Genomic DNA, 18,073 nt, shown 5'->3' with positions numbered 1-18,073 from the left:
CAAGATTAGGTTGAGCCGATCGCACCGGCCATCAGTTGCCGCGGTCAGCAACGATTCTCGATCTCAGGACGCGAGCAGTTTGGCACGAACGACCGGGATGAGTTGGGTGAACGCGCGGCGGCGATGGCTGATGGCATCCTTCTGCTCCGCGGCCAGTTGGGCGGATGCGACGTCGTAACCGTCTGGCTGGAAGACCGGGTCGTATCCGAAACCGTTCGCGCCGGCGGGCTCGCCGAGCACCGTTCCGGTCCAGACCCCGAGCTCGACGTGTTCGATTCCATCCATGACGAACGCCGCGGCGCAACAGAACTCGGCGCGGCGATCCTCGGGGCGATCGGCGCCGACTCTGGCAAGTTCCTCGAGCAGGTGGGCGACATTGTCGGAGTCGACCCTGGTCCCTGCGTACCGCGCAGAGTGGATGCCCGGCGCCCCGTCGAGCGCAGCGAGGCAGATCCCGGAGTCGTCGGCGATCGAGGGCACCCCGGTGTGGGCGAAGGCGGCCCGAGCTTTGATGAGGGCGTTCTCCTGGAACGTGAGCCCGTCTTCGACCGGCTCCGGCCCGTCGTAGCCGACCAGGTCGATACCGTCCAGGAGCGGACCGAGAATGCGCCGAAGCTCATCCACCTTGTGTGCGTTGTGGGTGGCCAGGACGAGCTTCGCGGTCATGAGGTCACCCAGCAGTGGCGGATGCCTGCAGCCCCGCGAGAGTCGCAGTACCACCCACCGCGAGGTCGAGGAGCGAGTCGAGTTCGCGACGGTCGAATGGGGCGCCCTCGGCTGTGCCCTGAACCTCGACGAACAGGCCGCGACCGGTCACGACGACGTTCATGTCGGTCTCGGCCCGGACGTCCTCGGTATATGCGAGATCGAGCATGGGCGTGCCATCGATGATGCCGACGCTCACCGCCGCGACACTGTCGAAGAGCGGCTTCGCGTTCTTGCCGATGAATTGCTTGCCGCGGCCCCACTCGAGTGCGTCGGCGAGGGCGACGTAGGCGCCCGTGATCGCGGCGGTACGCGTGCCGCCATCCGCCTGGAGCACATCGCAGTCGATCACGATGGTGTTCTCTCCGAGTGCCTTCATGTCGACGACGGCGCGCAGCGAGCGGCCGATCAGTCGCGAGATCTCATGGGTGCGCCCGCCGATTCGGCCCTTGACGGACTCGCGATCCATCCGCTCATTCGTCGAGCGCGGCAGCATCGAGTATTCGGCCGTGACCCAGCCCTTGCCCTTGCCGGTCATCCAGCGCGGGACGCCGTTCGTGAAGGATGCCGTGCACAGCACCTTCGTGCGTCCGAACGAGATGAGGGCACTCCCCTCTGCCTGCTCGCTCCAGCCCCGCTCTATCGTGATCGGGCGCAACTCGTCCACGGCTCGGCCGTCTGCTCTGGTCACGGTGCCGGCAGAATCCGTGCCGGCTTCGACTGTGCCGGCGTCAACGGTGCTGTCGTCATTTGGCATGTCAGGCTGTCTCCTCCACTGTTGCCGGCGTGCCGGTCTCCACCAATTGCACGGCGGATACCTCCGGCCCGAGGAACCTCCTGGCCAGTGTCATGAACTCGATCTTGCTGTCCCCCGTCGCCTCGAAGCGGTAGGCGGGAGGCGATGCGGCTTCTCGAACGAGTCCGTGCTTGACGAGCGTGCGAAACACGTCGTAGGCCGTCTCCTCCGCGCTCGAGACGAGCGTCACATCGCGGCCCATCACGAACTGGATGGCCGCAGACATGAGCGGATAGTGCGTGCAGCCGAGCACGAGCGTGTCGATCCCTGCCGCCTTGAGCGGTGCGAGATAGTCCTCGGTGACCCGGAACAGCTCCGGACTCGACGTCACGCCCGCCTCGACGAACTCCACGAACCGCGGGCAGGCTCGCGTGAACAATTCGAGGTCGGATGCCGCGGCGAACGCATCCTCGTACGCCTTGGACTTGATCGTGCCCTGCGTCCCGATCACGCCGACGCGATTGTTGCGGGTCTGGCGCACGGCGGCCCGCACTGCGGGCTGGATGACCTCGACGACGGGGATCCCGTAGCCGTCCGTGAAGCGCTCCCGCGCATCCCGAAGCATCGCTGCCGAGGCCGTGTTGCAGGCGATCACGAGCAGCTTGACCCCCTGAGCGACCAGGTCATCCATGACGGCCAGCGCGTACTCGCGCACCTCGGCGATGGGCTTGGGACCGTACGGGGAATGCGCGGTGTCGCCGACGTAGATTATCGACTCATTCGGCAATTGGTCGATGATCGCCCGCGCCACCGTGAGCCCGCCGACGCCGGAGTCGAAGATGCCAATCGGTGCGTCGGTCACGAGAGAAGAGTTTAGCGTGAGTACCCGTGGCGACGTTGCGGAGCGACGCTAGGCTCGTGCTGTGACCAGTGCGCTGCTGACCGACAGATACGAGCTCACGATGGTGGATGCTGCGCGGCGCGCCGGGACCGCACAGCGACGCTCGGTCTTCGAGGTGTTCGCCCGGCACCTGCCCAGCGGGCGTCGCTACGGGGTCGTCGCGGGGACCGGCCGCCTCATCGAAGAACTCACCGACTTCCGATTCGGCGATGCAGAGCTCTCCTGGCTGAGCGACAACGACGTGGTCGACGCCGACACTCTCGACTGGCTCGCCGGGTACCGGTTCCAGGGCGACATCTGGGGCTACCAGGAGGGCGAGCTCTACTTTCCCGGTTCGCCCATCCTCGTGGTCGAGGGCACGTTCGCGGAGTCCGTCGTCCTCGAGACTCTCGCCCTCAGCACTCTGAACTACGACTCAGCGGTGGCGAGCGCCGCCGCCCGGATGGTGAGCGCGGCCGGCGGCCGACCACTCGCCGAGATGGGCTCCCGCCGCGCCACAGAGCGCGGGGCCGTCGCCGCAGCTCGCGCGGCGTACATCGCGGGGTTCGATGCGACGAGCAATCTCGAGGCGGGCCGCACGTGGGGCATCCCGACGATGGGGACGGCTGCACACTCGTTCACCCTGCTCCACGACTCGGAAGAGGATGCCTTCCGCGCGCAGGTCGCTGCGCTCGGCCCGGGGACGACCCTGCTCGTCGACACCTATGACGTGGCGGCGGCGGTCGACCTGGCTGTGCGGGTCGCCGGCACATCGCTCGGTGCTGTCCGTATCGACAGCGGGGACCTGCCCGGCCAGGCATCCGCCGTGCGCAGGCAACTCGATGGGCTCGGTGCGACCGCCACGAAGATCACCGTCACGAGCGATCTCGACGAGTACGCCATCGCGGCGCTTCGGGCGGCGCCGGTCGACTCCTACGGCGTCGGAACCTCCGTCGTGACCGGCTCCGGCTCCCCCACCGCCGGGATGGTGTACAAGCTCGTGGCGCGCGAGGACTCGCACGGCGAATGGGTGTCCGTTGCGAAGAAATCGACGGCGAAGCTCTCCGTCGGCGGTCGGAAGTCCCCGCTGCGCGCACTCGACGGAGGCGTCGCGAGCGCGGAAGTGCTGCACGTCGAGCAGGACCCGGATGCCCCGACGGCATCCGCGCGCTCCGGACGTCCGCTACTCGTCCCGCTCGTCACCGCAGGCGTGCCCGACCCGCAATACCTGGGCGTCGCCGGCACCGCCCTCGCCCGTGAGCATCGCGCCGCGGCCGTGGCGGAGCTCCCGACTGATGCGTTCCGCCTCGCGCGCGGCGAGCCGGTCATCCCGACCGTGTACGAGTAGTGCGCCCGCAGTCGGCGCGCCGGACATCCCCGGGCTACTTCTTCAGCTTCTCGTAGATCTCTTTGCAGGTCGGGCACACCGGGAACTTCTCCGGATCGCGACCGGGAGTCCACAGCTTGCCGCAGAGTGCGCGTACCGGCTTGCCGGTGAGTGCCGACTCCAGGATCTTGTCCTTCGGAACGTAGTGGGAGAAGCGCTCGTGGTCGCCCTCTTCGAGCTGCTCCTGCTGGAGGAGCTCTTCGAGTTCACGATCCAGGGTGGATGTTCCGCCACCGGTGTGGTCAGTGTCCTGGCTGCTCATGGCCCCAGCTTAACGCGCAGCTCAGTACCGCGCAGTGAACGCCAGGAGTTCCGGCCCGCGGGCGTCGAACACGCGACCACCGAGAACGATGCCACCCCAAAGCGCGACGCCACCGGTCGCGAGCCCGACGAGAAGGGAAGCGATATGCCATCCCTCCCCGAACGCGATCCCGAGCACGGCGAGTGCGACGGTCGGCGTCGTCACCGCGAGCACGGCCAGGAGCGACAACCCCTGGACCCAGGATGCCCCTGTCGCACTCGATTGCGGCTGGGCGAAGGGACTGTCTCCGGGGTGCACCGCAGGGTACGGGAATCCGGCGGAGATCACGCTCGAGAGGCCGAGCCCCACGAACAGGACGCACAGGCTGGTCCCGAGCAGCGACGGAACGACATCCGCAGAGCCGTAACCCCACGCGCACAGCGGCGTTCCGATCGCGATGACGATGAGTCCGAGAACGAGCGGAGGCACGATCCGCCCCGCGCGATCGGCACGGCCGTCCGTGTTGGATGCGACGTGCAGCCACACCGCCGTGTTGTCGAAGGCGACATCGTTGTGCACCGTGCTCCAGGCGAGGAAGAAGCACATGATCGGCACCGGCAACAGTACGAGAAAGTGCAGTGACACCCCCGCGACGGCCAGCGCGCCGATCATGACGGCCGGAACGATGGGAACGATGACGAGCGCTGAACGGTATCGGACGTCGCGCCCCCAGTAGCTGAGGCTTCGCGCGGCGATCACGCCGGAGGGCGAAGCCGGCAGTCGTGCGAACCACCCGAGTCCCGTGTAGGCGCGCGTGCGCGACACCCGATCCGGCCTGACGAGCATCGCCGCGACGAGCACACGCCATACCAGCCACAGCAATCCGACGAAGGCGAGCGCGATGATGAGCTCGCCGGATGCGGCACCCGCGTCGCCGGCGGCGGCCGACCCGGGTGCTGCCCACACCGCACCGAGCGGGGTCCAGGAGGCGATATCCGCGATCGAATGAAGGACAGCAAGGCCCTGGTGCTCCCAGTCGACCGTCATCATGATGGCGATGAGCGGGGAGAGTGCGCTCAGCACGACGAGCCCGATGAGCCCCGTCGCCTCGCGAGCCCGCCGGGTGGACAGGAGCAGCGTCGCCACCGTCGTGGTGACCCTGGACCCGAGGATGCAGGTCACGACGAGCACGAGCGCGCTCACGATGGCCACGATGGTCGCCGGCACGCTCCGCGCCCACGTGACGACCTGGGCGGCCGCGATGATCGCCATCACGAGTGCCGGTACCCCCACGAACGCCGCCGCCGCGAGCCCCAGGGCAAGCCGCGAGGTCGGGATTCCGAAGAGCGAGAACTTGCGCGGGTCGATGGTGTCGTCGGCTCCGAATACGAGCGGAACGAACAGAAACCCGAGCACGATGAGTGAACCGGCGACGACGACGACGCTCCGCGCGAGCTCGACATCCACCGTACGAAGCGCGACGAGCCCGATGAGCACGGCGAACGCTGCGCCCAGACCGTAGAGAAGACCGACGATGAGGCCGAAGACCTGCCAGGGGCTCCGTCGGAACAGGTTGCCGAGCAGCCGCAGCTTCAGTCCGAGAAACTGTGCAACCACTCGAGCCCCTCCACGGTTGACTTTCCGCCGGCCAGTTCGACGAACTTGTCCTCGAGTGACCCAGCGCCCCGCACTTCTGCGACGGTCCCGGATGCCAGAACTACTCCGTCGACGATGATCGCGACCGAATCGCAGACGCGTTCGATGAGATCCATGCTGTGACTGGACAGGAGAACGGTTCCACCCGCGGCGACGTACTTGCGAAGGATCTCGATGATGTTCGCGGCAGACACCGGGTCGACGGACTCGAACGGTTCATCGAGGACGAGGAGCCGCGGCGAATGGATGAGTGCTGCGGCAAGCGACAGCTTCTTCGTCATCCCCGCGGAATAGTCGGCGACGAGTCGGCTCAGGGCGCTCTCGAGACCGAAGGATGCGGCGAGCTGCGCCACGCGTTCCCGAACCGTGTCGGCGGGGAGACCGCGGAGCACGCCGGCATAGAACAGGAGCTGGTTGCCGGTGAGCCGATCGAACAGCCGCAGACGGTCGGGAAGCACACCCATTTGCCGCTTCGCCGCAGCAGGGTCCTCCCAGACGTTGGCACCGTGCACGACGACGGTGCCCGCATCGGGCCGCAATAGCCCGGTGATCATCGACAGCGTCGTCGTCTTCCCGGCGCCGTTCGGGCCGACGATTCCGACGATCGTTCCGGCATCGACCTCGAGGTCGATGCCGGCGACGGCCGCGTTGTCGCCGAAGTGCTTGGCGAGTCCACGCACCTCGAGGATGCGCTCTGCCGTCGGCGCATCCTTCGGCCTCTTCGCCTTCGGCGCATCCTTCGGCGCGGCCGTGACGGCCTTCTCCTTGCGCAATGCCGCCTCAAGTGCGCGCCGCTCCCGCGCGGCATCCGCTTCGAGTTTCGCGATGTGCTCGTCGAACTGAGCGAGAATGCTGTCGGCTTTCGTCACGATGACCACCGTACCAACCCGGACCCCCACGGTTCTCGCGCTGGCGACAGATCATCACGAAATGGCCACAACACCGCAACTCCCAGCATTCCTCGGATGTCGGCCGGATAAAGTTGACCCCAGCACGATGAGGTGTCTGACGTATTATCGCGCCCCGAACAACGGGTGAATTCTCGCGATATCCATGACACCGAAGGAGTACCGATGAGTACGCAGATTGTGATCCTGGCTGCCGGGATGGGCAGCAGGCTTGGTCGGTCGTTGCCGAAGCCGCTCACCGAGCTGAGCGATGGCCGCACGATCATGCAGCAGCAGTTCGACAACATCCAGCACGCTTTCGGCCGCAACGCCAAGGTGACCATCGTTGTCGGCTACCGCCTCGAGCACATCATTGAGGCGTTTCCCGAGGCCTCGTTCGTGTACAACGAGCAGTACGACCAGACGAACACGTCCAAGAGCCTGCTGCGGGCCCTGCGGGCGTCGACTCCCGGCGGTGTGCTCTGGATGAACGGCGACGTCGTCTTCGACCCTGAGGCTCTTGAGCGCGCAGCTGTGCTCGTGGCCAGGGACCAGTCCTTCGTCTCCGTCAACACAGCAAAGGTGTCTGAGGAGGAAGTGAAGTACACGACGGATGCGGAGGGGTACATCCGCGAACTCTCCAAGACCGTCAAGGCCGGACTGGGCGAGGCCGTCGGTATCAACTACATCTCGCGCGACGGCAAAGCGGCACTTGTTCGCCAGCTCACCCGCGTGAACGACCAGGACTACTTCGAGCGCGGCCTGGAGCTCGCGATCGAGGAGGACTCGCTGCGTGTGGAGCCGATGGACATCTCGGACCTCTACGCCGTCGAAGTCGACTTCGCCGAGGACCTGGAGCGCGCGAACCTCTTCGTGTGACCGGCCGTTCTTCTCCGGTCGAGCCTGTCGGGACCGGTGACAGCCGCGAGACTCTACGATAGTTGTCGTGTCCGCCACCGTGAACGAACGCCCGGCATGGTCGCCCGTCGACCGTTACCGGCACTCTCTGTGGCTCCTGACGATCCGCGACCTGCGGGTGCGGTACTCCACGTCGATCCTCGGATATTTCTGGTCGATTCTCGACCCGCTCGTGATGGCGGCCATCTACTGGTTCGTGTTCACCCAGGTCTTCGACCGGACGGTGGGGGCCCAGCCGTACATCGTGTTCCTCCTGTCTGCCCTGCTGCCGTGGATGTGGTTCAACGGCGCCGTAGGCGATTGCACGAGAGCGTTCCTGCGTGAGGCGAAGCTGATCCGGTCGACGAAGATCCCGCGCACGATCTGGGTGAACCGACTCGTCCTGTCGAAGGGGATCGAGTTCCTCGCGAGCATCCCGGTTCTCGCGATTTTCGCGATATTCGCGGGCGCACAGCTTCACTGGCAGGTCGTGTTCTTCCCGCTCGCCATCATCCTGCAGGCGATCCTGCTCGTCGGCGTCGGGCTCATCGTCGCGCCGCTCGTCGTGTTCTTCCGCGACCTCGAACGGGCGATCAAGCTCATCCTGCGCTTCCTGTTCTATGCGAGCCCCATCATCTACGGGCTCAGCGACCTGCCCCACGGCCTCGACAGGCTCGCGGCGTTCAACCCCCTGGCCGGGATCTTCGCGCTCTATCGGAGCGCGTTCTTCCCGGAGCAACTCGAGTGGTTCGCGGTCGTCGTCGGCACCGGGGTGAGCCTCGCGATCCTGGCTGTCGGGATCTTCGTGTTCCGGCGCACGGAGCGTTCCGTGTTGAAGGAGATCTGATGGGCAGCTCTCCGATCGCGCCCATCGAGACCTCCGTCGTCATCGAGGCCGAGAACGTCGGCATCCGATTCCGCCGCAATCGGCGCTCTCGTCGCAACTTCAAGGACCTGTTCGCCGGACGCAATCGCCGGACTCGCCCGAGCGAGTTCTGGGCGCTGCGCAACGTGACGTTCTCCGTCGCGGGCGGCGAGGCGATCGGCGTCGTCGGACGCAACGGCCAGGGCAAGTCGACCCTGCTGAAACTCGTGACCGGCGTGCTGCTCCCGGATGAAGGCACCGTGCATGTGCACGCGGGCGTCGCACCGCTCATCGAGATCACGGGCGGGTTCGTCGAGGACCTCACGGTCCGCGACAACGTGAACCTCATGGCCGGGCTGCACGGGATGAAGCGGGACGAGATCGCCCAGCGGTTCAACGAGATCATCGACTTCGCGGAGATCGGCGACTTCCTGGACACCCCGTACAAGCACCTGTCGAGTGGCATGAAGGTGCGGCTCGCGTTCTCGGTCATCTCGCGGCTCGAGGAGCCGATCCTGCTCGTGGATGAGGTGCTCGCGGTGGGCGACAAGGCGTTTCGCGAGAAGTGCTACCGCCGTATCGAGGAGTTGCTCGCGGGTGGGCGCACCCTGTTCTTCGTCTCGCACAACGAGCGCGACCTCAAGCGGTTCTGCACGCGCGGCCTGTACCTGGACGGCGGTGCACTCGTGATGGATGCCGACATCGGCGATGTGCTCGATCGCTACAACGCGGACTACGGCCTCGTCACGCAGTAGCTCGTGCCAGGGCGACAGGTGCAGTCGGACTTCGGCGTCCTGGCGGCCCATGAGTTCGGTGGTGAGCCCGCCGATCGGGCGCACGAGCCGGTCGGTGCTGATCGAACGCACTTGCTCGAGTCTCCTCGTCGAGGAACGCGACGTCGTCCGCTGGGAGGTTCACGCTGAGTTTCATGAGTCCATGCCACTGGGGTGTGACCGTGGTGTGACTGCGGTATGTCCAGAGTCTTCAGCAAGAATATTCCGCTCTACAGGGAGCGGCCACGGGCACCGCATAGGATTGGTTTCCCGGAAAGAGAGGGGCAGCGTGAAGGTGATCGAACCCGCCAGCATTGACCCCGTCGAGGCAGCGCAGCATCCGATGGCCGTCAGGGGCTTCGACCGACTGCTCACGACGCAGCGGCCCGCCGTGCTCGCGCACATCCGGAGCATCCGCAAGCGCCACCCGGATGCGTCTCCCGCGCGCGTCATCCAGATCCTGGAGCGCCGCTACCTCACCGCTGTGACCTCCGGCGGCGCCGGCGTCGGCGCGGCCGCCGTCATCCCCGGAGTCGGCACCGGAATCAGCCTCGTGCTCACCGGCGTCGAGACCGCAGGCTTCCTCGAGACGACGGCATTGTTTGCGCAATCGGTCGCCGAAATCCACGGCGTCGCAGTCACCGACCCCGACCGCGCCCGCACGATCGTCATGGCTATGATGCTCGGGACATCCGGTGCCGACCTGGTGCGAAACCTCGCCGCGCAGGCGACGGGCAACGGTGTGCCGCAGACGAAGTTCTGGGGCGATGTCATCGGCCGGAACGTTCCGCAGGCCTTCGTCGGTCAGATCGCCGACCGGATGCAGAAGGCCTTCATCCGCCGCTTCACCCGCAACACGGCGACCGGCGCCGTCGGACGTATCCTGCCCTTCGGAATCGGCGCCGTCGTCGGAGGCACGGCGAACAACATGCTGGGCAGGAAGGTCGTCGCGAGTTCCCGCACGGCATTCGGCCCGCCACCCACCGGATTCCTCGCGAACCTCGACCCGAAGGTGAAGGCCCCGAAGGCGATCACCGTCACAAGCACGAGCGGGCCAGTGGTCGTGCGCCGGCTCAAACAGCTCGGTCAGCTCGTGCCCAGGCGGAAGAATTCCAGCGAGCTGGAGCACAGTGAGCCGGGGCAGAGCAATCCAGGGCCGAGCCCGCAGGGGCCGAGCCGGCCGGAGTGATCAGTCGTCGGATGTCGACGGATCGTCCTCGTCGTCGCCCTCACCCTCGAACGGATCCGACTCGCGCACCCGCCGATCCCCGAGGTGGATCTTCGCGTGACGATCCCAGTTCTCGATGAGGCCGGCAACGGCCTCGTGGAAGCGGCGAGTGGCCTCGCCCGGCCTCGTGTCACCGAAGTGCCGCTCAACCCAGAACTCGAGACGCTCCCTGGCCTCTGGGCTGTGCTGGACACGTTCGACCAGCGAGACGATGTCGCCCGCGTCGGCCGCATCAAGCCACTCAGCGTGTCCGAGGTAGCCGGCCGTGTCGATCTCCGCCGCCGGATTCACCGGCCGCGCGATGAGCAGCGGCTTACCGACCGCGAGCCGGTCGTAGACCATGGCCGACACGTCGGTGATCGCGACATCCGCCGCCGCCAACTGCCACCCCATGTCCCGGCCGTCGTCATAGATGTGCTGGGCAGAGCGATCGCGGGCATTCGCCGACGCGATCGCCGCAATGATGGTCTCATTCGCACGCCGGTAGTCGTCATCCACCACCCCGCTGCGCGGATGCGGCCGGTAGATGACCCGGTGCTTCCCCGTCGCCAGCAACGCCTTCACGAGCGCGACACCGTGCGTGGCCACCGACCCGTACGCGGCTGCCTCCCGGTCGCCCTCCCAGGTCGGGGCGTAAAGCACGACGGTGCGATCATCCGGAGTGTATGGGAGGTCCCCCGCGAAATGGTCGGCCTGCGGGCGGCCGATCATCATCGTGCGCGCGTCGACGTCGAAATCCCACAGTTTCCGGCTCAACCGATCCCGCGCAGCCTCGCCGGCCACGAAACTGTAGTCGTATGCCTTGAACTGGTTGGTCGTCATGTACATCTTGTCGCTCTCGCCGTGATTCACGAAGACATGCCACATGCGCCCGTATCGGAACATCTGGAAGTTCTTGGTGTTCTGGTTGACGTAGAACACGATGCGCAGGTCCTGGTCGGTGACGAACTGCTCGAGATCGACGACCTTGCGCAGATACATGACGGGGACGGGAGACTCATCCAGCATCGCCAGAGTCGCCCCCGGCGAGCGCGTGATGATCGTCACCGGCCAGCTCTTGTCGAGCTCTGCGAGCGGCGCGTACCACTGGCGGATCTGGTACAGGTTCACCTTCGTGTCGGCGAAGTAGACGGCGATCCGGATACTGCCGTTCTCCGGTGCCGGCAGCGTCTCGAGACGTCGACCGAGTTCGCGACGGGTCTTCCTGGACCGGATGAGGTTGCGCACGATCCGCCTGGCGGACTGCAGATCGGTCAGGATGGCCACGAGCCGATTAAACCAGTGCTGGATGCCACCTGCCGACCGCACCGTCGAACGTTACCCAGCCGATACCGCGGACAGGCGTCGCTGCTAGGCTCGCCCCGACAGACCACCGGATGAAAGAGCGCGACCGCCCAGTGCCCAGTTTCACTTTCGCCAGAGGGAATGCGACGAAGCTTCTCTCGTCGCCGCTCTACGCGCTCGGGCGACTCGCGAGTGTGTTCATTCGGCGGCGGGATGCCCTCTGGGTGTTCGCGTGCGGTTCAGGGCTCGGCGAGGGCTCACTCGCACTGTATCGGATGGCCGATGCCGCAGACCCGTCGCTCCGTCTCGTCTGGATCGCGCGCGACCGCGAGGAGCTGGCCCGCGCCCGCGCACTCGGCCTGACCTCGGTGCTGCGCTCGAGCTGGCGAGGCTTCCGGATGACGTTGCGTGCCCGCGTGATCGTCGTCACCCACGGGCTCGGCGACGTGAACCGTTTCGGCACCCACGGCGCGTTCATCCTCCAGCTCTGGCACGGCATCCCGCTCAAGAGGATCCAGCTCGATTCGCCCGTCACGTTCGGCGGCTCCGGCCTCGTGAGCCGGATGCTGCGCGCCCTCTATCGCAGGAACTCCGCCGCGATCGACCTCGTCCCTGCCGCATCCGAATCCTCAGCCGGCCGCCTGCGCACCGCGTTCGGACTGCCGGCGGACCGCGTCGTGGTGACCGGCGACCCCCGCGACGATGCCGTCCTGGGTCCCCGCGAGGCGGCGCGCGAACTGCTCGAGCGCGGGGTCGGCGGCCTTGGCGGAGACGAGGTCATCCTCTTCGCTCCCACTTGGCGCGACGGCGAAGCGGACCCTGTCGTCCCCACCGACGCGGAGTGGTCGAGCATCGCCGAGCACCTGGAGGCGACCGCGCGCGTGCTCGTCCTGCGGCCGCATCCGCACAGCGTGGGCGACTACCGGCCGGGACCTGCGGCATCGAACCGGATCCGCATGCTGTCGGCCACCGTGCAGAACGACATCAATCCTGTGCTGCCGGCCATCGACATCCTCGTCACCGACTATTCGTCGATCGCGTTCGACTTCGCCCTTCTCGGCCGACCGATCGCCTTCCTGGCCCCGGATGCGCGTGAGTACGCGCGAACGCGCGGCCTCTACGAGCCGTACCGCGAGTTCAGCGGCGGGAGCGAGGTCGAGTCGTGGGCCGAACTGCTCGCCCTGCTCGCGACACCCGCAAGTGGCAATAAGCCGGTCGCTCTAGAACGACTTGCGGCGCATGCCGTTCACCTCGCCGCAACCCACCACGAGTACCGCGACGGCCGGAACACTGAAAGAGTGTACGAAGTACTTCGCACCCGACTCGGAGGTCAGGCATGACGGCGCAGCGGACCTTCGCGCTCGAGTCGATCGCCCTGGTCACGGCATCGTCGGACCGGACCGCTTCCGGCCCGATTCTCGAGCTCAACGGGACGGGGACCGCCCCGGAATCGCTCGAACTCGTCGGGCCGCGACTTCGGATGCCAGGGTCAGTCGAGCCGAATGCCGGCGAGCCCGGTCCGCACGCCGGCGATACGGGTTCCCGCACCTGGCGCGCGAGGGTTCCTCTGTGCACGAGCCGCTGGGGCGGCCCCGCTCTTCCTCCGCCCAGCGGCATGTACCGTTTCGTGGCGGACGGCGCGATCCTGGATGCGGCGCCCCCCGAATCCGCGCCGGCCTCGACCGTGCTGCCCGCGCCTCAACTGGTGGCAGGCCTGTTCCGCATCGCGTTTCGCACCACGGATGCCGGCATGACGGTGGTCTTCACTCCCCCGCTCGCGGACGACGAGCTCGGTTCCGAGAACCAGGCAAGGCTCGAAGCGCGGTACCGCTCAGCGCCATCCGCCCCAGAGGATGCCGCGTTCTTCGAGAGTTTCTACGGCCAGAACGCTTCCTGCAACCCGCTGGCCCTGGATCGGGCTCTCGTGCGGGCGCGCCCGGACACCGTGAGGTATTGGGCCGTTGCCGACGCGTCGGTTGCGGTTCCCGACGGCGCGATCGCCGTGATCGAGGGCAGCGCGGCCTGGTGGGACGCACGCGCGAATGCCCGACTCATCGTCATCAATGACTGGCTGAGGAACCGCTTCCACAAGCGGAGACACCAGACCGTCGTGCAGACCTGGCACGGGACGATGCTCAAGAAGCTCGCGCTGTCGCGCAGGAGGCCCGGCATCCGGCCCGCGTTGGCGACGCTGCGCGAACGTTCACGCTGGGACATCCTTCTGGCGCAGAACGAGTATGCCGCGCGGATCTTCCGGCGCGCGTACGCCTACCTGGGGCCGATCTGGGAGGAAGGATACCCACGGGACGACATCCTGGTGACCGGTGACGCCATGGCCATCCGTGCGCGCCTCGGCATCCCGAATGACGTGCACGTGCTGCTCTACGCGCCGACCTGGCGCGATGACCACCCTGATCGCGTCGACCACCTCGACGTCGCGCGGTTCACGGAACAGCTCGGTCCGGGGTACGTCACGCTCATCCGCGGGCACTCGCGCACCATCCAGCCCGGCGAGGATGTGCGCGCAGGCGGCGTGATCGATGTCACGAGCTATCCGGATGTCTCGGAGCTGTTCCTCGCGGCCGACGCGCTCATCACCGACTATTCGAGCGTCATGTTCGACTTCAGTGTCACCGGAAAGCCGATCTACTTCTTCACTCCGGATCTCGACCGATACCGCCAGGTGCTGCGCGGTTTCTACTTCGACCTGCTGGCGGTCGCCCCCGGCCCGGTCGTGCAGGACCCGGCCGAGCTGGTGAGGCTCGTCCGAGACCCGGATGCCGTGCAGGACGAGTTCGCGGCGCGATACGCGGCCTGGCGGGAGCGGTTCAATCCCCACGACGACGGCGGTGCGGCGGAGCGCGTGATGGCGCGGCTCATCCGCGAGGGCAGGATCTGACCGACCGTCGCTGTCTCATGCGCCCACACCAGCGGCCCGCGGTATCGTGACACCATGTCCACGCGCAAAGAGACGGCCGACTACGTTCTGGACCAGCTGCATCCGCTCGAGGTCAGCACCTGCGCGATGTTCGGCGAGTTCGCACTGTACTGCGACGGGAAGACGGTCGCCTTCATCTGCGACGACACGGTCTTCATGAAGCCGACGCCTGTGGGAGAAGAGCTGCTCGGTCCGGACTCGATGGCTCCCGCCTACCCCGGATCCAAGCTCTACTACGAGGTGCCGGGCGACAGTCTGGAGAACCGCGAATGGCTGCAGGACCTCGTGCAGCGCACCGCCGACATCCTGCCCGCGCCGAAGCCCAAGAAGCCTCGGGCGCCGAAAACGAAGAGCTAGGCGCCCGTTCGCGAGGTGTCGTTCGTGTCGCCGGCACCGCGGATGACGCCGAGCAGGAATCCGGTCCCCCAGCTGATGTGCATCGTCGGCAGCACGATGAGGAACAGCCATCGGTCACGCCACGGCTTCACGACATCCTGCGTGAGGGCGACCCAGATGACGAGGGCGAAGTAGAGAATGGGCGCGAGGTAGACGAGGCAGGCCGCGAGCCCGAGTCGACCGTGCAGAACCCCGGTGAGCTGAAGCACGGCGACGACGATGCACACGATGAGCGAGAGCACGAGGAGCGGTGGCGCGTAGAACCGCCACGGGTTCCGGCCTCGGATGCGGCGCACGAGTTCTGCACGCCAGACCCCGGTGGCGAAGAACTGCCGTGCGAGCTTGGGCCAGTTCTCTCGTGGCCAGTAGGTGACCTTCAGGTCGGGATCGAACCACACGGTGCCTCCGCCCCAGCGGATGCGCAGGTTGAGTTCCCAGTCCTCTCCGCGTCGGATCGTCTCGTCGAAGAGTCCCGCCTTCTCCAGTGCCTCACGCCGGAACACGCCGAGATAGGCGGATTCCGCGGGGCCCTCCTTCGCGCCACCGTGGTATCGGGCACCGCCGAGCCCGAAGGGGCTGTTGTATGCGCGCGCGACGGACGACTGGAACGGCGTCGTGCCCTTCGCGAACATGACGCCGCCGACGTTCGCTGCGCCGGTGCGCTCGAGCGTGGCGACGGCCGCGCTCGTGTATCCGGGTTCGAGCTGCGAGTGAGCGTCGACCCTGACCACGATCGGATTGCTGCTCGCGCGGATGGCGAGGTTCAACCCGACCGGGATGTCGGCATCCGGGTTCTCGACGGTGTGGATGCGCTTGTCTGCGCTCGCGAGCCTTCGGACCAGCTCGGTGGTCCCATCCGTCGACGGCCCGAGCGCAATGACGAGTTCCGTCTCGCCCGGGTAGTCCTGGTCGAGTACCGTCCTGATCGCGGTTTCGATGTAGTCGAACTCGTTGAGGACGGGCATGACATACGACACCGCCGGATGCGGTTGTGCGGTCGACGCCATCCGTCAACTATGGCAGATGCCCGGCCGCCTCACCGGCGGTCGGGCATCTGCTCGATCGTGAATTACTTGAGTTCACCGAGGACGACGTTGACGGTCGTCGACTGTCCGTTGCGAACGTAGGTGACGGTCGCGTGGGAGCCTGCTTCCGCCGCCCGCACCTGCGCGGTGAGGTCTGTGCTTCCCGTGATCGGGAGCCCGTTGAAACCGGTGATGACGTCGCCCTTTCGGATTCCGGCCTTCGCGGCGGCCCCGCCGTCTGTCACGGACTGGACGCTCGCGCCGACCACGGTCTTGGTGGTGATCGCGCTGTCGCCGGTCACATCCATGACGGTCGCGCCGAGCAGTCCGTGCGTCGCCGCGCCGCCGTTGATGATGTCGAACGCGATGCGCTTGGCGAGGTTGGACGGGATCGCGAAGCCCACGCCGATGCTTCCGGACTGACCGCCGGTCGAGTTGCCGGTGCCGGCGATCGCGACGTTGATTCCGATGACCTTGCCGTCGAGGTCGAGGAGCGCTCCGCCGGAGTTTCCGGGATTGATGGCGGCATCCGTCTGGATGACGGGCAGGAAGATGTTCGCCTGCTGCGCTGCGCTCTGTGGCTGCTGGTCCTGCGATCCGCCCTGGCCGGGGAACTCCCAGAAGTTGAACGGTCCGCTTCCGCCGTTGTCGTTCGGTGTCGGTGACGTGCCTTCCTTGGGCGCCGCGGAGGAGGAGACCGTGATGCTGCGGTTGAGTGCGCTGACGATGCCGTTGGTGACCGTGTTGGACAGGCCGAGCGGTGCACCGATCGCGACGGTGTCGTCGCCGACGTTCAGTTTGCTCGAGTCGGCGAACTGCAGCGGTTGGAAGGTGCCCTGGATCTTGATGACCGCGAGGTCGGTGATCGGGTCGGTGCCGACCAGTTTGGCGGTGTAGAGGTGTCCGTCATAGGACTGCACCGAGATGGTCGGATGCGCGGTCTCACCATCCAGTGTGACGACATGGGTGTTGGTGAGGATGTAGCCGTCCTCGGTGAGGATGACACCCGATCCGGTTCCTGCTGAGCTTCCGCCCTGCACGGAGACGGTCACGACGGAGGGACCGGCGGATGCGGCGATCGCGGTGATGCGCGTGGCATCCGCCGCGTCGTTGACCGTGATGGTGGACGGGCCGGGCGCGCTGGCCGCTGTGGAGTGAAGGTTGACGTTCGAGGTGATGGCCCACGTGGCGACACCGGCACCGGATACGCCGCCGACGAGCGCGCCGACGGCGAGCGCTGCGACGAGGCCGACCGGGGTGGAGCGCTTGGCGGGAGCGGATGCCGGCGCCTGCGCACTGGCAGCGAAGGCCGGAGGAACGGCGGTGGGTTCGGTGTCTGTGACCGACGGGGTCGGCTGCGTGGCAGCGGGCTCTGCGGGACCGGCTGACGGGGTCGGCTCGGTGGTGTCGGGGTTCTCAACCTCTGGGTTGTCAGTCATGGGGTGCTCCTTCCAGGCAGGGATAGCATCCAACTGCAGCCTGAGCATTGTATTTGACTGGGCTGTGAGCGCGCCGACGGGATCCGATGAACCGTGGGTGAGCGTGCGAGCGGGCCGGAGCTGGACGGTGTCAGCAGCCTGGGCCGAACGGGTTCACGGTGCATTCGTCTTCGACGAGGACGGTTTTCGCCCCTGCCGCCGCGACCGCCACGAGGCGATTCGCGGGTACCCAGACGAGGCCGGCGACCGGAATCCATTCGCTGCCGGATGCGAGTCGATACTCGGGGGCGTAGCCGATGGTGAGGTCGATCAGGTATCTCCCCGGGTTGCGGTAGATGTGGCTCGTCGCCGTCGCGTCGAATTCGTGTACGCCGAGGGCGTCCCAGGTCGACCCGGGTGTCGAGGCCGTTCGCGACGAGCCGTCGCCGTAGGTCCAGGCGTAGCGAACGGGCGTGAAACGCACCGATGCCGGCTCGCCGAGAAGCGCCCCCGTCTTCACGTGCTGGGCGGCGCGCGCGTAGAAGTTCGTGGACAGGCCGACGATCATCCATCCGTCCGGCTGCATGTGGTCGGTTCCCGGATTCGGTCGGAACCGCGCGAGGTCGGAGAGCGTCACCGGAATCGTGACGGTGTAACCCGGGCGATCGACTGTGAGCGGCGGCATCGGATCGGGTACCGGATCGGCGCCGGAGCTCGAGCCGGGCCCGCCGCCAGTGCCGGGCTGGTCGACTTCCCC

Annotated in this window: 18 protein-coding genes; 8 read left to right on the top strand and 10 right to left on the bottom strand. The window is 66.9% G+C overall.

What is annotated here, in order from left to right; translation table 11 throughout:
• Positions 1-63: 63 nt before the first annotated feature.
• The 3 genes from rdgB to murI all read right to left on the bottom strand — a co-directional run bounded on the left by rdgB (position 64) and on the right by murI (position 2,303).
• Positions 64-666, bottom strand: a complete 603-nt coding sequence (gene rdgB / locus BKA04_RS10800) for an RdgB/HAM1 family non-canonical purine NTP pyrophosphatase (RefSeq protein ID WP_104096423.1) — start codon at positions 664-666, stop codon at positions 64-66.
• Positions 667-670: 4 nt separating this feature from the next.
• Positions 671-1,396: a ribonuclease PH gene (gene rph / locus BKA04_RS10795; RefSeq protein ID WP_104096758.1), complete on the bottom strand. Its 726-nt coding sequence runs from the start codon at positions 1,394-1,396 to the stop codon at positions 671-673.
• Positions 1,397-1,463: 67 nt separating this feature from the next.
• Positions 1,464-2,303: a glutamate racemase gene (gene murI, locus BKA04_RS10790; protein ID WP_104096422.1), complete on the bottom strand. Its 840-nt coding sequence runs from the start codon at positions 2,301-2,303 to the stop codon at positions 1,464-1,466.
• Between the two features lie 100 nt (positions 2,304-2,403).
• Between murI and BKA04_RS10785 the strand changes: the two genes are divergently transcribed.
• On the top strand, positions 2,404-3,669 hold the full coding sequence (locus tag BKA04_RS10785) for a nicotinate phosphoribosyltransferase (RefSeq protein WP_104096757.1): 1,266 nt from the start codon (positions 2,404-2,406) through the stop codon (positions 3,667-3,669).
• Between the two features lie 34 nt (positions 3,670-3,703).
• On the opposite strand, the gene BKA04_RS10780 is transcribed toward BKA04_RS10785, so the two are convergent.
• Genes BKA04_RS10780 through BKA04_RS10770 form a run of 3 tightly spaced genes read right to left on the bottom strand, consistent with a single transcriptional unit; the run spans position 3,704 to position 6,294 of the window.
• Complete coding sequence (locus tag BKA04_RS10780; RefSeq protein ID WP_104096421.1) at positions 3,704-3,970, bottom strand: DUF3039 domain-containing protein; 267 nt, start codon at positions 3,968-3,970, stop codon at positions 3,704-3,706.
• Between the two features lie 21 nt (positions 3,971-3,991).
• Positions 3,992-5,566: a hypothetical protein gene (locus BKA04_RS10775; protein WP_104096420.1), complete on the bottom strand. Its 1,575-nt coding sequence runs from the start codon at positions 5,564-5,566 to the stop codon at positions 3,992-3,994.
• Positions 5,542-6,294, bottom strand: coding sequence for an ABC transporter ATP-binding protein (locus BKA04_RS10770; protein WP_232842075.1), 753 nt, complete (start codon positions 6,292-6,294; stop codon positions 5,542-5,544). The genes BKA04_RS10775 and BKA04_RS10770 overlap by 25 nt, the downstream gene beginning before the upstream one ends.
• A 384-nt stretch (positions 6,295-6,678) precedes the next feature.
• Here BKA04_RS10770 and BKA04_RS10765 point away from each other — a divergent pair, with 384 nt between their 5' ends.
• The 4 genes from BKA04_RS10765 to BKA04_RS10750 all read left to right on the top strand — a co-directional run bounded on the left by BKA04_RS10765 (position 6,679) and on the right by BKA04_RS10750 (position 10,216).
• Positions 6,679-7,371, top strand: coding sequence for a phosphocholine cytidylyltransferase family protein (locus tag BKA04_RS10765; protein WP_104096418.1), 693 nt, complete (start codon positions 6,679-6,681; stop codon positions 7,369-7,371).
• Positions 7,372-7,438: 67 nt separating this feature from the next.
• Positions 7,439-8,236, top strand: a complete 798-nt coding sequence (locus tag BKA04_RS10760) for an ABC transporter permease (protein ID WP_232842038.1) — start codon at positions 7,439-7,441, stop codon at positions 8,234-8,236.
• Entirely contained in the window at positions 8,236-9,009 is a 774-nt protein-coding gene (locus BKA04_RS10755) for an ABC transporter ATP-binding protein (protein ID WP_104096417.1), read from the top strand. The genes BKA04_RS10760 and BKA04_RS10755 overlap by 1 nt, the downstream gene beginning before the upstream one ends.
• Positions 9,010-9,316: 307 nt before the next feature.
• Entirely contained in the window at positions 9,317-10,216 is a 900-nt protein-coding gene (locus tag BKA04_RS10750) for a hypothetical protein (RefSeq protein ID WP_104096416.1), read from the top strand.
• On the opposite strand, the gene BKA04_RS10745 is transcribed toward BKA04_RS10750, so the two are convergent.
• A complete protein-coding gene (locus BKA04_RS10745) occupies positions 10,217-11,521 on the bottom strand; it encodes a CDP-glycerol glycerophosphotransferase family protein (RefSeq protein ID WP_104096415.1) in 1,305 nt (434 codons plus the stop codon).
• A 131-nt stretch (positions 11,522-11,652) separates the two neighbouring features.
• Between BKA04_RS10745 and BKA04_RS10740 the strand changes: the two genes are divergently transcribed.
• From BKA04_RS10740 to BKA04_RS10730, 3 genes are read left to right on the top strand one after another with little or no spacing between them, the layout of a single operon-like run.
• A complete protein-coding gene (locus tag BKA04_RS10740; protein WP_104096414.1) occupies positions 11,653-12,879 on the top strand; it encodes a CDP-glycerol glycerophosphotransferase family protein in 1,227 nt (408 codons plus the stop codon).
• Complete coding sequence (locus BKA04_RS10735; RefSeq protein WP_104096413.1) at positions 12,876-14,438, top strand: CDP-glycerol glycerophosphotransferase family protein; 1,563 nt, start codon at positions 12,876-12,878, stop codon at positions 14,436-14,438. The genes BKA04_RS10740 and BKA04_RS10735 overlap by 4 nt, the downstream gene beginning before the upstream one ends.
• 54 nt (positions 14,439-14,492) lie before the next feature.
• The gene (locus BKA04_RS10730; protein WP_104096412.1) at positions 14,493-14,834 is read left to right on the top strand and encodes a TfoX/Sxy family protein; all 342 of its coding nucleotides are present in this window, start codon (positions 14,493-14,495) and stop codon (positions 14,832-14,834) included.
• Here BKA04_RS10730 and BKA04_RS10725 read toward each other — a convergent pair.
• From BKA04_RS10725 to BKA04_RS10715, 3 genes are all read right to left on the bottom strand, one after another.
• Complete coding sequence (locus tag BKA04_RS10725) at positions 14,831-15,880, bottom strand: glycosyltransferase family 2 protein (RefSeq protein ID WP_104096411.1); 1,050 nt, start codon at positions 15,878-15,880, stop codon at positions 14,831-14,833. The two genes, BKA04_RS10730 and BKA04_RS10725, sit on opposite strands and share 4 nt — an antisense overlap.
• A 62-nt stretch (positions 15,881-15,942) precedes the next feature.
• Positions 15,943-17,337 carry a S1C family serine protease gene (locus BKA04_RS10720; protein WP_232842037.1) on the bottom strand — a complete coding sequence of 465 codons (1,395 nt, stop codon included), beginning with the start codon at positions 17,335-17,337 and terminating at the stop codon, positions 15,943-15,945.
• A 130-nt stretch (positions 17,338-17,467) separates the two neighbouring features.
• Positions 17,468-18,001: a PKD domain-containing protein gene (locus BKA04_RS10715; protein WP_146065766.1), complete on the bottom strand. Its 534-nt coding sequence runs from the start codon at positions 17,999-18,001 to the stop codon at positions 17,468-17,470.
• Positions 18,002-18,073 lie beyond the last annotated feature (72 nt).

The sequence above is a fragment of the Terrimesophilobacter mesophilus genome, from assembly GCF_014200375.1.
Taxonomy (GTDB): domain Bacteria; phylum Actinomycetota; class Actinomycetes; order Actinomycetales; family Microbacteriaceae; genus Terrimesophilobacter; species Terrimesophilobacter mesophilus.
This window is presented reverse-complemented; position numbering and strand designations above follow the sequence as displayed.